This window comes from Erwinia sp. Eh17-17, assembly GCF_039675725.1.
Lineage (GTDB): Bacteria > Pseudomonadota > Gammaproteobacteria > Enterobacterales > Enterobacteriaceae > Erwinia.
The window spans coordinates 1-15268 of the sequence record NZ_JBDFQT010000007.1; the positions used below are offsets into that span (position 1 = coordinate 1).

Sequence of the window (15268 nt, forward strand, 5' to 3'; positions counted from 1 at the left end):
ACGTGGACACCCGCACCGTCGCCAACGTGATTGCCGACTGGACCGGGGTGCCGCTGTCTTCCCTGATGAAAGACGAGCAGACCGAACTGCTGACCCTGGAAAGTGAAATCGGCCGGCGCGTGGTCGGCCAGGACGCGGCGCTTAACGCCATCGCGCAGCGCCTGCGCGCCGCCAAAACCGGGCTGACGTCAGAGAACGGCCCGCAGGGCGTGTTCCTGCTGGTCGGGCCGAGCGGGGTGGGCAAAACGGAAACTGCGCTCACGCTGGCGAATGAGCTGTACGGCGGCGAGAAGTCACTCATTACCATCAACCTGTCCGAGTACCAGGAGGCGCACACCGTCTCGCAGCTGAAAGGCTCGCCGCCGGGCTACGTCGGCTACGGGCAGGGCGGCATTCTCACCGAAGCGGTGCGCAAGCGCCCGTACAGCGTGGTGCTGCTCGACGAGGTGGAGAAGGCGCACCGCGACGTGCTGAACCTGTTCTACCAGGTGTTTGACCGCGGCTTTATGCGCGACGGCGAGGGGCGCGAAATTGATTTTCGCAACACCGTGATCCTGATGACCTCCAACCTCGGCAGCGACGCCATCATGCAGCTGCTGGAAGAACAGCCGGAAGCCACGGAAGGGGATTTACAGGAAATGCTGCGCCCGACGCTGCGCGACCACTTCCAGCCCGCGCTGCTGGCGCGCTTCCAGACCGTGATTTACCGCCCGCTGGCGGAGGCGGCCATGCGCACCATCGTCGGCATGAAGCTCAACCAGGTGAGCCAGCGCCTGGCGCGCCACTACGGCCTGAAAACCACGATTGGCGACGGCCTGTCAGCGGCGCTGACCGCTGCCTGCCTGCTGCCGGACACCGGGGCTCGCAATATCGACAGCCTGCTGAATCAGCAGATCCTGCCGGTGCTCAGTCAGCAGCTGCTGCAGCACATGGCGGCAAAGCAGAAGCCGCAGCGGCTGACGCTGGACTGGGATGATGAAGAAGGGATCGTGCTTGCGTTTGATCAACATGCAGAGGGAGTATTGCAATGAGTGATTTAATACAAAAAACAGCTAGCCTGATAAAACTGCTGCCGGGCCAGTCGCGCTACCGGGTTGATGTGCACGACTGCCCGCACTTTCTTGACGTCCTCAAGTTCCGCACGGAGGAAACCCTGAGCCAGCCGTGGTTTTACCACGTCTCCGTGACCTGCGCCTCGCCGGACATCGACTGCGCCACGCTGCTGCTTAAACCGGCTTCATTTACCTATCAGGTACCGGAATTTACCGGCTTACCGGCCACCCCGCTGCGCACGGTGTATGGCGTGGTGCAGTCATTCCGCCGCGTCTCGACGTCAGGCAATGACACCCGCTACGCCCTGCGCCTGGTGCCGCGCATCGCGCTGCTGGCGCACACGAAAAACAGCGACATCTTCCTTAACCAGTCGGTGACCGAAGTGGTGGAGCAGGTACTGCGCAGGCATGGTCTTGAGGGGCCGGACTTTGAGTTTCGCCTGTCGCGTGAGTACCCGGCACGCGAGCTGATCACCCAGTGGCGTGAAACGGACCTGGCGTTTGTCCAGCGCCTGCTGGCGGAAGTGGGCATCTTCTGGCGCTTTGAGATGGACGGGCGCATCGAGCAGGACGTGGTGATTTTCCAGGATACCCAGGAACAGTACGAGTTCGGCGTCACGCTGCCGCTGCGCAATCCGTCAGGCTCGGGGATGAGCGACACCGGGCAGGAGAGCGTCTGGGACATTCATACCGCATCCAGCGTGGTCAGCGCTGGCGTGGCGACCCGCGACTATAACTACCGTGAAGCGCTGACCCCGCAGGACAGCGCTGAGAGCATCAGCAGCGCGGAAGGTATCACCACCGGTGAGGTTTACCACTACGCGGAGCCGTTCCTCTCCGAAGGGGATCCCGACAGCCCGGAGAGCGGGGCCTTCTACGCCCGCCTGCGCCATGAGCGCATCCTTAACGGGCAGCATACCGTCAATGGGCGCTCCACCAGCCCGCAGCTGGCCCCGGGCCACGTACTGGAAACCGACCGCAGCCTGCCCGCAATGGTGCAGGACGGCATCGTTATTACCTCGGTACGCAGCAGAGGCTCGCGCGACAGCAGCTTTGTCGCCGTATTTGAAGGCATCCCCTACAGTGAAACCGTCTGCTACCGCCCGGCGCGGCTTAACCGCCCGCTGATTGCCGGTGCGCTGCCTGCAAGGGTGGAGAGCAGTGAAAAGGGTGATACCTATGCCTGGCTGGACGACCAGGGGCGTTATCGCGTCAGGCTGGACTTTGACCGCAACGGCAGCGAACAGGGCTACGCCTATTTATGGCTGCGCATGGCGAAACCTTACGCCGGAGATACTTACGGCTGGCACGCGCCGCTGCTGGACGGCACCGAAGTGGCCGTGGCATTCGACGCAGGCGACCCGGACCGCCCTTACATTGCCCACGCCCGGCACGACTCGGCGCACCCGGACCACGTCACCAGCGAAAACCACACGCGTAATATCTGGCGCACCCCGGCGAATAACGAGCTGCGCATGGAAGATTTGCGCCAGAAAGAGCATATCCATCTCACCACCGAGTACGGCAAAACCCAGCTCGGCATGGGCCATATGGTCGACGGGCAGAATACGCAGCGCGGGGCCGGGTTTGAGCTGCGCACCGACGAATACGGCGCGGTGAGAGCGGCAAAGGGGCTGTTCCTGACGGCAGAGCAGCAGCCGAAGGCGCAGGGTGAGGTGCTGGAAATGACGCCCGCCGTCAGCCAGATAAAGCAGGCCCACGGCCAGATGCAGGCGCTGAACGACGCGGCGAAGGCGGCAGGGGCGCTGCTTACGGACATCGGCACCCAGACTGGCCTGGTGAATGACCGCATTGAGGCGCTGCGCTCGGCGGTGCTGCTGGCGAGCGCGCCGCAGGGCGTGGCCCTGACCTCGGGCGAACACCTGCAGCTGACCAGCACGCGCAACACCATGATCAACGCCGGGCAGCATCTGGATATCGGCGCGATGAAAAATCTCTCCGTCGTGGTGGAGAAAGCACTGGGGCTGTTCGTCCATAAAGCCGGGGCGAAGCTGGTGGCCAACCAGGGCGATATCGAGATTCAGGCGCAGCACAACACTATGGATCTGTTTGCCAAACAGCAGGTCACGATTACCAGTAATGAAGATGAAATCATCATCAGCACGCCGAAAACCCTGACGCTGAACGGCGGCGGATCGTACCTGAAGCTGAGTGAGAACGGCATTGAGCACGGTTCGGAGGGGGACTACATCGTGAAAACGTCGAACTACCTGGTGCCGGGATCGGGGGCGGATCTACCCTTTGAAAACAGGCATTTCAACAAGGCCGAAGTCGAGGACACCAGCAAAACACCTATCAAGCTGGCCAGCAACTAACAGGGACGTGAATCATGTCGGCAAAACTTATTAAAATCAGCTATCCCGTGCCGTCGAATAAAAACGGCCACGAGTTCACTTCGGCAGAGCAGCTGCTGTCGGTGCTGGGCGGCGAAAGCTCCGGGCAGTACCTGGTCGGCAGCCAGGGAATGTGGCACGGCGGCATTCACATCACCGACGCCACCGTGCCCTGGTGCGCGCTGAGCGGTAACACCGCCGCAGAGCGGGATTACCTGGCAAACCGCACGCCTTATAAAGGCGAGCAGTTTATCCGCTGCATGGCGGACGGGAAGATAGTGGCGTGGCGGGTGTGCAAAGACTATGACAGCACGGCCATCGTATGGCGCAACGACAACGTTTTTATGTCGACGTCGTTCGTGCTGGTGGAGCACGACGTCCAGCCCGGCGAGCACGAGAGCAGCGGTCTGACGTTCCACACCCTGTATATGAACATGGCGCCCTTTGCCGCCTACGCCACTGAGGGCGGGAAAAATGAGCGCAGGGTGGCTAAAAGCCAGCGCTATTACGCCAGCGCGGAGGACGTTCAGGCAACCCCGGCGAGGCCCGCAGGCACGCTGCCGGCCAGTACCGCCGTGACGCTGAGCGACGCCATCATCAGCCGCGACGCCGACCGCCGCCAGTTCACCCGGGTGACCCTGACTGCCGATGCGAAAAACGCGGCGGGGGAAACGCTGGCGGCGGGGACTGAGGTGTGGACGGTGTCCGACCAGGGCTCCCTGCAGGCGGCATCGTCGGCGGTGCCCGTGCCGCCCTGGTGGGCGAAGTGTTCCCCGGCCCCGGGCGCGCAGGGCGACGCCGGCGTGCCGTGTACGGCACGGACCAGCTGGCAGTTCTATCTCAGCGGTGAAGACGTGCAGCAGCGGAAAAAAGCGGGTGAGCTGACGGCGGGCTTTCCGCTGACGTACGAGCCGGATAACGTCGCGCAGCAGGTGACCCGCCCGGGCAAAAGCGAGGGGGAAGCCGCCCGCACCTTCAGCCTGGTGACGCTGGGGCGGGACGCGGGCAAAATGAAAAAAGGCGACCGCGTCTGGGTGGTGTCCGACGGCGACAGCCTGACGAGGACGGCCCCGGCGGCGGGCGGCGAAGCGACGTTTGGCGAGGTGGTTATTCCGGCCGAACCGATAGCTATCGGCGCGGGTGACGGCATCGGCCACATGGGCTTCTACGAGCTGCCCGAAGAGGGCGGCAAGCGGTCCCGCTATCAGGTGCACATTGAGTGCCTGAGCATGGACGACGGGCTGCCGGCGTTCCTGACCAACCCGGATAAGGTCGGTGAGGGTTCGCCGGCGTACCTGAAGTACCCCGAGGGGGCAACGCTGTACGCGAAGGATGCGGAAGGGGCGATGAAGGATACGGGCCGCGTGACGCGCGCGCCGGGGATACTGACGCTGTCGGGGGTGCCGGTCATCAAAGCGGACGGGGCGGTGACGCACTATCAGGTCCACCCGGAAGGGGGCTGGCTGGCGGCGGCATCGGTCACGAAGCTGCCGCAGTGGTCGCTGGGGGAGCTGGGCTTTGTGACGCTGGACAGGAGGCCGGAGAGCTTCGACCTGACGGGCGGGAACAGGCCGCCGGACAACGTGGTGAAGGGGATACTGGGGGAGATGTACAGGGCGGCAAAGGCCGACCCCCGCACCGGCTCGGCGCTGAACAAGTATAACTACGAAAGGCTGCTGAAGCAGATGGATAAAAACGGTGACGGGCAGTTCTCCGAAGATGAGTACCTGCAGGCCATCCAGCTGCCGGCTTACCGCGACCACCTGTACCGGATTATCGCTAAACACCCGAGCGAGTGGTGGTACGGCAAGGATGACCCGCTGTGGAAAACGTATCTGGACACGCTGACGGAGGATGCGGCGACGTGGAAAACGTATCTTGAAACCTTTATCGACCGTCTGACGTGGATGAAGCAGGTGGCGGGGATGGGGCCCGACCCGTGGCATATGCACCCGGTGGTGTTTTTGGATACAATCACTGTGTCCGTTGATCTTATTACTCTTGATATGTTGAAAGTGGCAAGTCCTGTTGCCAACGAAACATACTTAGCAAACATTCTTCCTTTGATGAATAAATTCGCTAAAAAATATAATATTAACTCTAAGTTTAGAATCTTTCATTTTCTGGCTCAATGCGCTCATGAAAGTGAGTTTAAAATTAAAGAAGAAAACCTAAACTACCGAGCAAAAAGAATGAGGGAAGTTTACGGATGTGTCAAAGGCATGAGGAACTATATCTCTGCAACAGATGAATGCAGGCTCGGAAGGCTGCGAGATAAACTCTGGACCGAAGAAAACAAATACGCAATGAATGCTTATAACTTAGGTAGCTATGTCTACGCAGATCGGATGGGTAATGATAATGAGAATAGCGGAGAAGGCTATAAATACAGAGGGAGAGGAATTATACAATTAACAGGGAAGAGTCAGTATATAAAAATAAATAATTTATATAAGAATAAAAACCCTGATACAGCTGTAAATATTGTTAGCAATCCAGACTTGATAACAAGTGAGCTTAATGTCGGGATAGAAGTTGCCTTTTTATTTTGGGATTTAAATAGCATCAATAGCATAGCAGACAAAGATAACATCCGGGATGTTACTGAGGCTGTCAACGGTGGAAGTAATGGGTTGGACGATAGAGCTAAAAGATTACATAATTTGAAAGAGAGGTTTTTATGATTTTTCGTGTGATGATAATTTTGTTGGGGGCATTCTCTTCAATTGTTTGGGCAGAGGGTTGCAATAGCAATGATGCAACTATTTTTAGTTGCCGGATGAATAATAGTTCATTTTATGTTTGTTCTGGTGGAGACAAAGCTTACTATAAACATTTCAAAAAAGGAGTGAATGATTTTATTTATCCAAACAACCATTCGCCGGGTGTTTTTTCTCTTTCATCAACTGGATATAGTGGTGGGGGAGAAACAAGGATAGAGTTTCATCAAAATGAATATTTATATTCAATTTATGACAAAATAGTCAAAACTGAAGATAATGGAGAAACTTATCCAGACTTTGAGTCTGGAATAGAAGTTATAAAAAATAACGTTGTGATAAGTAAAAAAGAATGTCTCTCGAGCTCAGGTGTAAATCAAGCCTTAGCAGAAAAATCATTCAACCCTATCTCTCGTTGAAGCGAAGCCTTGAGGGGCCGGACTTTGAGTTTCGCCTGTCGCGTGAGTACCCGGCACGCGAGCTGATCACCCAGTGGCGCGAAACGGATCTGGCGTTTGTGCAGCGCCTGCTGGCGGAAGTGGGCATCTTCTGGCGCTTTGAGATGGACGGGCGCATCGAGCAGGACGTGGTGATTTTCCAGGACACCCAGGAACAGTACCAGTTCGGCGTCACGCTGCCGCTGCGCAATCCGTCGGGCTCGGGGATGAGCGACACTGGGCAGGAGAGCGTCTGGGACATTCATACCGCATCCAGCGTGGTCAGCGCTTATCCATCTCACTACCGAGTACGGCAAAACCCAGCTCGGCATGGGTCATATGGTCGACGACCAGAATACGCAGCGGGGGGCCGGATTTGAGCTACGCACCGACGAATACGGCGCGGTGAGAGCGGCAAAGGGGCTGTTCCTGACGGCAGAGCAGCAGCCGAAGGCGCAGGGTGAGGTGCTGGAAATGACGCCCGCCGTCAGCCAGATAAAGCAGGCCAACGGCCAGATGCAGGCGCTGAACGACGCGGCGAAGGCGGCAGGGGCGCTGCTTACGGACATCGGCACCCAGACTGGCCTGGTGAATGACCGCATTGAGGCGCTGCGCTCGGCGGTGCTGCTGGCGAGCGCGCCGCAGGGCGTGGCCCTGACCTCGGGCGAACACCTGCAGCTGACCAGCACGCGCAACACCATGATCAACGCCGGGCAGCATCTGGATATCGGCGCGATGAAAAATCTCTCCGTCGTGGTGGAGAAAGCACTGGGGCTGTTCGTCCATAAAGCCGGGGCGAAGCTGGTGGCCAACCAGGGCGATATCGAGATTCAGGCGCAGCACAACACTATGGATCTGTTTGCCAAACAGCAGGTCACGATTACCAGTAATGAAGATGAAATCATCATCAGCACGCCGAAAACCCTGACGCTGAACGGCGGCGGATCGTACCTGAAGCTGAGTGAGAACGGCATTGAGCACGGTTCGGAGGGGGACTACATCGTGAAAACGTCGAACTACCTGGTGCCGGGATCGGGGGCGGATCTACCCTTTGAAACTTCTGATTTTGACCTGACAGATGTCAGTGAAGTCAACTTGGTTACAAGTAGATCATTCAATGACTGAGAAAATGGGGAAAGGACATCAAAGCTGTAGTCATCTCACAAAGCGACAGTGAATTCGTAATTGAAGTGACTTTAGGTAGTGGTACCGATCCTGTGATGAATCTTGAAGTGAAGCTGAAACTGGAGAAGGGTTTATGGAAAATAATCAGCGTAACGGAATGATAACTTAAAGGAAGATTTTATGAATATTAAAACAGTAGTGAGAAGCGCAATTTTTTTTACTGCACTGATGTTTTTTTCGGTGTCTGGCCAGTCATCTGAACGTCAAGTAATTAATGCACCACAAAATGTGGTCGTTGCATTTTACACGGAGTATTTATCTGCGTTGAACAACCCGGATACTGAGTCAGCTTTAACAAAATCACAAAATGCCATTGATAAATACACAAATAAAAACCTGAGAAAACTACAGGATGAGAATGATTCAGGAGCGGACTACTTTTTCTCAGCTCAGGAAGCCTGCCCGGACTGGTTAAACCATATTACAGTTCATCAAGAAAAGATAAAAAATAATATTGCAGAGCTAGAGTTAAACCTTGGGGTTGGAAATAGCCTGTCCGTTTATGATGTTCATATGGTGATGGAAAATAGTCACTGGTTAATGGACTCAGTTGAATTTAAATCAAGAAAAACAGAAAGCTGTTATCAGGATTGATGGTGGGTATTATGTTAGATATAGATAAAGCCATTTTAAAGTTAAATTCAAATGCTGCCATTATTGCCAGTGATAATGCACTGAGATTTAAAAGAAAAGAGACGACAACGCTTAAGTATGGACGGTCTCAATGTGCGCATTACGTTAAACTCGCACTTATCAATGGAGGTTTGTCCTCAAAAAACTCCGGGATAGAGTCAGCGAAAAATTATGGTCCATGGTTGACTGAAAACGGATTCAAAGCAGTAAGTGATAGCACTACTGTCCGAAGTGGTGGCGCGTACAATATTTCAGGCCAGCAGAAGGGTGATGTGGTCATCATTCAGGCCGCACCGGGCCACCAACATGGACATATAGCCATGTTTAATGGTTCTGTATGGGTATCGGATTTTTCACAGGTGAATGGCTTCTATCCTGCGAAAATATACAGAGATAACAATATACCCTACATCCTTTATCGCTACTCTGATGGTTCGGCGGCAGCGGATGAACCGACGAGTGCTAAAGGTAATAATAAAATATGTTACCCAGTAGCTAAAATGAGAGGCCAGGAGTTTACCCGGCAGGAAGAGATCCTTGCGCATCTGGAAGGGGAATCAACCGGAACCTATATGATTGGCCGCAACGGCATGTGGCACGGTGGTATTCATATCACCAATGCGACAACGCCATGGTGTGCGTTAAGCGGCAATGCCGCGTCAGAGAAAATTGATTTCCCGGTTACGTATGAAGGTGAGCAGGCCGTCCGCTGCATGGTGGATGGGGAGGTCGTTGCCTACCGTATCTGTAAAGATTATATGCAGATCCCCTGGGAAACCGGTCCGCTGCACTGTTCCGGTTCGTTCGTGCTGGTAAAGCATTACATCCAGCCGGGCAAAAAGGAAAAAAGCGGGCTGCATTTCTACACGCTGTACATGCACTTAGCGCCGTATTCCGCCTATGAAATGCAGCAGGAGGATAATCTGTGGACGGCGCAGGATAAGCTGGCGGCCTATGACCCGGAATGGGTGATGGTGGCAGGTTCGGATAATGCAGCCGCCAGGAACAGATATCGCCAGGGCACGATGCCAGAGGGAGCGATAGTTGAATGGGACCCGGCCGACAATAACCTGCACGCGACGGCGTATAACCGGCGTGGTTACGGGCTTGTTACCTTCAGGAGCCTCAGTGAGGATGCGCAGAAGAAAGGTGAAAAAACCACGCTGATACCCGGCCAGCGGTACTGGATGCTGGTGGATAAAAAGAATATCGCCCCGGCAACGGCGGGCGCTGCACGGCCATCGTGGTGGAAGAAGCTGCTACCGCCCGCTAAAGAGGTGATGCAGCTTGACCGGGTTGTCTGCCCGGCGCCGTATGCCATCAGCGCCGGAGATTCAGTCGGGCATCTGGGGTATTTCCAGGTGGCGAAAGATGGCGGCTATGAGCCGCGCTACCAGGTGCACATTGAGTGCGTTAGCATGGACGATAACCTGCCGGAGTTCCTCAATAACCCTGAAAAAGTGGGCGGGAAAAGTCCCCTGTGGCTGAAGTATTCTCCCGGGCTTGAGCTGTATAAGAAGGATGCAAAAACCGGGAGCTTCAGTAAGGACGGCAGAACCACGGTCCGGTCGGGCATTCTGGCGCTGAGCGGAGTGTCTTCAGAGGCAGACGGGTCATCAAAGCAGGAGTACTGGCAGCTTGCCCCGGAAAATGGCTATGTGCCGAAAGGTCCGGGCGGGGCAGATTTACTGTCGCAGTATGACCTGGCAAAACTGGGGTTCAAAACTGAGGTCTCAGAGCCTGCGAGCTTCGATTATCTGAATGGTAAAACGCAGCCGGCAGGGCTGCTCCGCAGCGTGTTTCAGTCACTGTATGATGCCGCAAAGGATGATACCCGCGTCAGCCATGCGCTGGCGCCGTCTAATTATCAGCGGCTGCTGAACAGGATAGACAGCGGTGCCGGAGAATATTCACCGATGGATTATCTGCGCGCCCTGCATAATCCTGCATACCGGGAGGTGGTACAGAAAACCATCGTGAAGCACCCGAGCGACTGGTATCACAGCAAAAGCGATTCTATCTGGCAGAGGTTCCTGGACCCGCTAAAGAAAGAGGCGCCGGAGTGGAAGAAGTACAGTGAAGCATTCCTGGATAAGATGACCTGGATGCAGGACGTGACGAAGGAGAAGCTGGGGCCGTCGCTGTGGCATATGCATCCGGTGATGTTTTTGGGAATGTTTAAAATTAATGGGCGTTTTTCATACAATTATTCCTTATACAATATTACTATTGAAGATGCTTTAGATATACAAATCAAACTTGGAAATAATGGTGGTCCTACTATGCAAAAAGGTGGAGGATTCCCGAGGATAACCAAGGATGAAACGAGGCCTTATTTTGACCCAACAAAAAATATGACTGAACCAGATATATTCCAGTATCTAGATATTTCTATGCAAGTCAATGTATCTGAAGAGCAAATGAAGAAATATTTGGCAAGTAAAGGAATATTGGCTGATCAGGAGAAAGTATTTCTTAAAGCAGCTCAAATGTACGGTGTCAATTCTATCTACCTTGCTGTGCATGCTTCCCTTGAAACTGGTAATGGAACTAGCCCTTTAGGAACTGGAATTATAGTTGACGGTGTTAAAGTATATAATATGTATGGAATAGGCGCGTTAGATGGTAAAGCTGTGACGACAGGATCAAAAATGGCAAAAAAAATGGGGTGGACAACTCCTGAAAAAGCTATTGATGGAGGGGCCTCGTGGATCGCAAGTCATTATATTCGGGCTAAGCAGAACACACTCTATAAGATGAGATGGAATCCTGAAAAGCCAGGTGCGCACCAGTATGCGACAGCAGCAAACTGGGCGCTTGCACAGTCTAAAACACTCAAGCGTGAATGTGATCACTTTCCAGATGTGACGTTACCATTGGATATACCAGTATATAAAAAGTGAGAGAAAAATGAAATCAAGAAATATCGCATTAATGATTTTATTAAGTTTTTTTGCGTTGATGTCCAATATTGTTTTGGCTGAAAATAATGAGTGTTTGTTAATTGGTTCGGCCGCAAAAAATTCGACTATAAATGGGCAGAGTAACATTCCATTAAATTCGTATGTGGTAGCTAATATGAATAAGGTTCTTTTTTATTCAGCCCCTAATGAACTTTGCAAAAAAGATGGAGTGTTCGTTATTTTAGGTGATTATTTGTATGCTTATAAAATATACAAAGATTTTACCTATGTAAACTATATTACGGTGAAGGGGGATAGTATATCAGGTTGGGTTAAAAGTGCCGAAATTAAAAATTACTCACCTTTAGGAAATAAATCAAAAAAAGAAAATTTGAATATTTCCGATTTTATTGCTATTGGTAAGGATGGCTGGGTTGGATTAGGTGGTTCGTTCTCAAATAATATCACCCTCTCAAAGGAGAAAGAAATTTCCTCTGAGTATATTGGCGATTTTCCAAACAATTCCGAAGGGCTTAATAAGTTCTACTCTCACTCTTATACTGGGATCGCTGTAATTTCGTCTAATGTAGGTTACTTGAAAAGATTATGGAACATGGATGATGATTATGTTATTTCCACAATTTCACTTTCATCATTAAAATATATGACAAGTCGAGGTGTTAAAGTTGGGGATTCTGTTAAGGATGTTTTAAAAGAATATGGTGGAATAAAAAACACCACCACTAATGGTAATATTAGATACAATCTTGGCGAGATGTCTTTAAGTTTTGATATAGACCAGGGAAAGGTGAGTACTATAGAAATGTCATTAACTACCACGCAGGAATGATTTAGTTAAAGGCGTCTTAGGTAGGGCGGTGCAGAGCTATGAGTGGAGTTGCGTCCTATATTCACGTGAAGGTATAAGTGAAAAATATTAGCCCAGGGGCTCGCGCGACAGCAGCTTTGCCATGCTGTTTGAGGGCATTCCCTACAGTGAGGCCGTCTGTTACCGTCCGGCACGGATTAACCGCCCGCTGATTGCCGGCGCGCTGCCTGCAAGGGTGGAGAGCATTGAAAAGGGCGATACCTATGCCTGGCTGGACGACCAGGCATAGGTATCGCGTCAGGCTGGACTTTGACCGCAGCGGCACCGAACAGGGGTACGCCTCGGGTCATCAAAGCAGGAGTACTGGCAGCTTGCCCCGGAAAATGGCTATGTGCCGAAAGGTCCGGGCGGGGCAGATTTACTGTCGCAGTATGACCTGGCAAAACTGGGGTTCAAAACTGAGGTCTCAGAGCCTGCGAGCTTCGATTATCTGAATGGTAAAACGCAGCCGGCAGGGCTGCTCCGCAGCGTGTTTCAGTCACTGTATGATGCCGCAAAGGATGATACCCGCGTCAGCCATGCGCTGGCGCCGTCTAATTATCAGCGGCTGCTGAACAGGATAGACAGCGGTGCCGGAGAATATTCACCGATGGATTATCTGCGCGCCCTGCATAATCCTGCATACCGGGAGGTGGTACAGAAAACCATCGTGAAGCACCCGAGCGACTGGTATCACAGCAAAAGCGATTCTATCTGGCAGAGGTTCCTGGACCCGCTAAAGAAAGAGGCGCCGGAGTGGAAGAAGTACAGTGAAGCATTCCTGGATAAGATGACCTGGATGCAGGACGTGACGAAGGAGAAGCTGGGGCGGTCGCTGTGGCATATGCATCCGGTGATGTTTTTGGGTGCGCTTAAGCCTATTGGATATGGAGTAACCTATGATCAACTGAAAAGGATTTTCCCACAAGCTTCTGATGAAGACTTAAATACAGTGGTCAATGATTTACGAGGTAAGCTTGAGACGTACAAACTGAATACTCCCACCAGACTAAGGCATTTCTTCTCCCAAATTAAAGGAGAAGTTGGACCGCAAATGAAAGGTAAAACAGAAGGTTTTCAGTTCTCTCCAGATGCATTGAGGTCTTTCAGTCGATATTACAGGCAGCATTCTTCAGAGGCAGATCAGGATGGATATGCCAAAAATGCCAGAGGCGTAATAATTCGCAGAGCTGATGAACAGGCAATTGGCCGTAAACATTATCTAAGGTTGAATGGGAATCGGCAAACTAACCCTGACGATGGCTATAACTTTAGAGGTCGAGGGTTGATTCAAATTACAGGCTATGAAAAATATAATGGATTCCCGACTGATTATCATAAATATTGGAGCGATAATGCTCCTGACTCAGTAAGTAATCCAGATATCATTAACGAAATGCCATATGCGATACGCAGTGCTATATGGTATTGGTTGAAATATAAGCCTTACTCTGAGGATAAAGGAAGAGGGTATGAGGATGTAGGAGATGTTACTCGAATAGTAAATGGAGGAGATATGGGGCTTGCGGAAAGAAAAATTGCTTACAGATTATGCGAACAGGTGTTCTTATGAAAAAGATAGTATTAATTTGTGCTGTTATGTTAGTTCCTCATTCTTTTGCTGATGAATGTAATGCTGATGAAATAATGGTGGCATCATGTAATCTTCCAGGGAAAGTACAACGGCTTGCAGTGTTTTGTGCAAAAAAAATAATGATACTGTTAGGTATTCCTTTAAGAAAAATAACGTTACTGAGCTTTCTATTGATTTTTCTTCAAAGAATAAAATGAAAAGATGGGTAGATCTTGGAACCTATAGCACTTATTTGGGTTTTAATAAGGGGGCATATTCATATGTTCTTATTGTACCAGAAGAAAGGCTTGATGCAGTTGCCCTCCTTCAGATTAGCAAAAATGGGGAAAAAATAAGCACAAGAAGGTGTGAATCAAATTCGTTTGGTGAGAAGCACATTAAAAGAAGAAGTATCGAAGATGTCCCAGATGAAAATGTAAGGGATCATGGATTTAAGTTTCCTTGATATAAAAATATGTATAGAGTTTTTAATAAATTTATCGGTCTGAATTTAGGTTGATTTACTCCGATTTTAGGGGCAAAGACGGCGATTAATAATCCCGACTTCCAAAAAACCGAAGTCAGGGACACCAGCAAGACCCCGGTCAAGCTGGCCAGCAACTGACCGGGAGGTGAACCATGCCGGCAAAACTGATTAAAACCCGCTATCCCGTGCCGTCGAACAAAAACGGCCACGAGTTCACTTCGGCAGAGCAGCTGCTGTCCGTGCTGGGCAAAAGCGAGGGGGAAGCCGCCCGCACCTTCAGCCTGGTGACGCTGGGGCGGGACGTGGGCAAAATAAAAAAAGGGGACCGCGTCTTAGGTTCAATACAATTTCTAACGTGCCCGTAAGCCAGAACTTGTCGTGAAATTCAATCCGAAAAACAAACTAAAAAGGTGGATTGATCTTGGGGCTACAGCATTTACTTAGGTTTCAGTAAAAGTGCATGTTCATGTGTGATTATTATTCCAGAGGCGCGGCCAAATGCCTTCTCTCTCCTTAAAGTTAGCAGGGGTAGTCGAAAAGTAAGCAGTTTTCGATGTGATGATAATTATTTTTTCGAGATAAGTGTTAAAGGGCTTAGTATCGATGATGCACTTGGTTAAATATTAAAAATAATGGTTTTCAATTCCCATAATTCAATTCGACCATGACTTGTTACTTTCAAAATTTACAACCTTTTGAAAGGGGTGTGTGCTATTCGTCATTTATTTAAAATGGGCTGTTAAATAATCGATTGTTATATTTTTTCTGACATCAAATCCATGGAGGTATACATGTTGCAGATTATTCGTAAAGGCGACAAAACCACGCACGGCGGAACGGTTTTGACAGCATCTGAAGAAATGAAATTCGGCGGTATTGGTGTGGCTCGCAAGGGGGATACTGTCTCCTGCCCGATGCCATTTCATGGGGTAACCACTATTATCGAAGGTAATCCGAATTATCTCGATAACGGTATTCCCGTAGCATTCCACGGCCATAAGTGTGGCTGCGGCTGCACGCTGATCAGCTCATTTTCAGCGGCGAAGGTTGCGTAAT

General features: G+C 51.5%; 13 protein-coding genes and 1 pseudogene. All 14 read left to right on the forward strand.

What is annotated here, in order from left to right; all coding sequences use genetic code 11:
- Positions 1-1031: AAA family ATPase (locus ABEH87_RS16735; RefSeq protein WP_346577914.1), on the forward strand; the 1031-nt coding region annotated here is incomplete at its 5' end.
- Positions 1028-3388, forward strand: coding sequence for a type VI secretion system tip protein VgrG (gene vgrG / locus ABEH87_RS16740; RefSeq protein ID WP_346577916.1), 2361 nt, complete (start codon positions 1028-1030; stop codon positions 3386-3388). The genes ABEH87_RS16735 and vgrG, both read left to right, overlap by 4 nt.
- 14 nt (positions 3389-3402) lie before the next feature.
- Entirely contained in the window at positions 3403-6090 is a 2688-nt protein-coding gene (locus ABEH87_RS16745) for a hypothetical protein (RefSeq protein WP_346577918.1), read from the forward strand.
- Entirely contained in the window at positions 6087-6545 is a 459-nt protein-coding gene (locus ABEH87_RS16750) for a hypothetical protein (protein ID WP_346577919.1), read from the forward strand. The genes ABEH87_RS16745 and ABEH87_RS16750 overlap by 4 nt, the downstream gene beginning before the upstream one ends.
- Positions 6546-6553: 8 nt before the next feature.
- A pseudogene (locus tag ABEH87_RS16755) lies at positions 6554-7688 on the forward strand (DUF2345 domain-containing protein); the annotation flags it as partial.
- A gap of 180 nt (positions 7689-7868) precedes the next feature.
- Positions 7869-8342 (forward strand): DUF3828 domain-containing protein, encoded by a 474-nt coding sequence (locus ABEH87_RS16760; RefSeq protein ID WP_346577921.1) that lies wholly within the window; start codon positions 7869-7871, stop codon positions 8340-8342.
- An 11-nt stretch (positions 8343-8353) separates the two neighbouring features.
- The gene (locus tag ABEH87_RS16765) at positions 8354-11284 is read left to right on the forward strand and encodes an N-acetylglucosaminidase (RefSeq protein ID WP_346577922.1); all 2931 of its coding nucleotides are present in this window, start codon (positions 8354-8356) and stop codon (positions 11282-11284) included.
- A gap of 7 nt (positions 11285-11291) precedes the next feature.
- Positions 11292-12134: a hypothetical protein gene (locus ABEH87_RS16770; RefSeq protein ID WP_346577924.1), complete on the forward strand. Its 843-nt coding sequence runs from the start codon at positions 11292-11294 to the stop codon at positions 12132-12134.
- Positions 12135-12255: 121 nt separating this feature from the next.
- On the forward strand, positions 12256-12402 hold the full coding sequence (locus ABEH87_RS16775; RefSeq protein ID WP_346577926.1) for a hypothetical protein: 147 nt from the start codon (positions 12256-12258) through the stop codon (positions 12400-12402).
- Positions 12403-12504: 102 nt separating this feature from the next.
- Positions 12505-13725 carry a hypothetical protein gene (locus ABEH87_RS16780; RefSeq protein ID WP_346577928.1) on the forward strand — a complete coding sequence of 407 codons (1221 nt, stop codon included), beginning with the start codon at positions 12505-12507 and terminating at the stop codon, positions 13723-13725.
- Positions 13722-13943: a hypothetical protein gene (locus ABEH87_RS16785; protein ID WP_346577930.1), complete on the forward strand. Its 222-nt coding sequence runs from the start codon at positions 13722-13724 to the stop codon at positions 13941-13943. The genes ABEH87_RS16780 and ABEH87_RS16785 overlap by 4 nt, the downstream gene beginning before the upstream one ends.
- The gene (locus ABEH87_RS16790; RefSeq protein ID WP_346577932.1) at positions 13940-14191 is read left to right on the forward strand and encodes a hypothetical protein; all 252 of its coding nucleotides are present in this window, start codon (positions 13940-13942) and stop codon (positions 14189-14191) included. The genes ABEH87_RS16785 and ABEH87_RS16790 overlap by 4 nt, the downstream gene beginning before the upstream one ends.
- Before the next feature lie 173 nt (positions 14192-14364).
- Positions 14365-14577, forward strand: a complete 213-nt coding sequence (locus tag ABEH87_RS16795; protein WP_346577934.1) for a hypothetical protein — start codon at positions 14365-14367, stop codon at positions 14575-14577.
- A 426-nt stretch (positions 14578-15003) separates the two neighbouring features.
- Complete coding sequence (locus ABEH87_RS16800) at positions 15004-15267, forward strand: PAAR domain-containing protein (RefSeq protein WP_346577936.1); 264 nt, start codon at positions 15004-15006, stop codon at positions 15265-15267.
- Position 15268 lies beyond the last annotated feature (1 nt).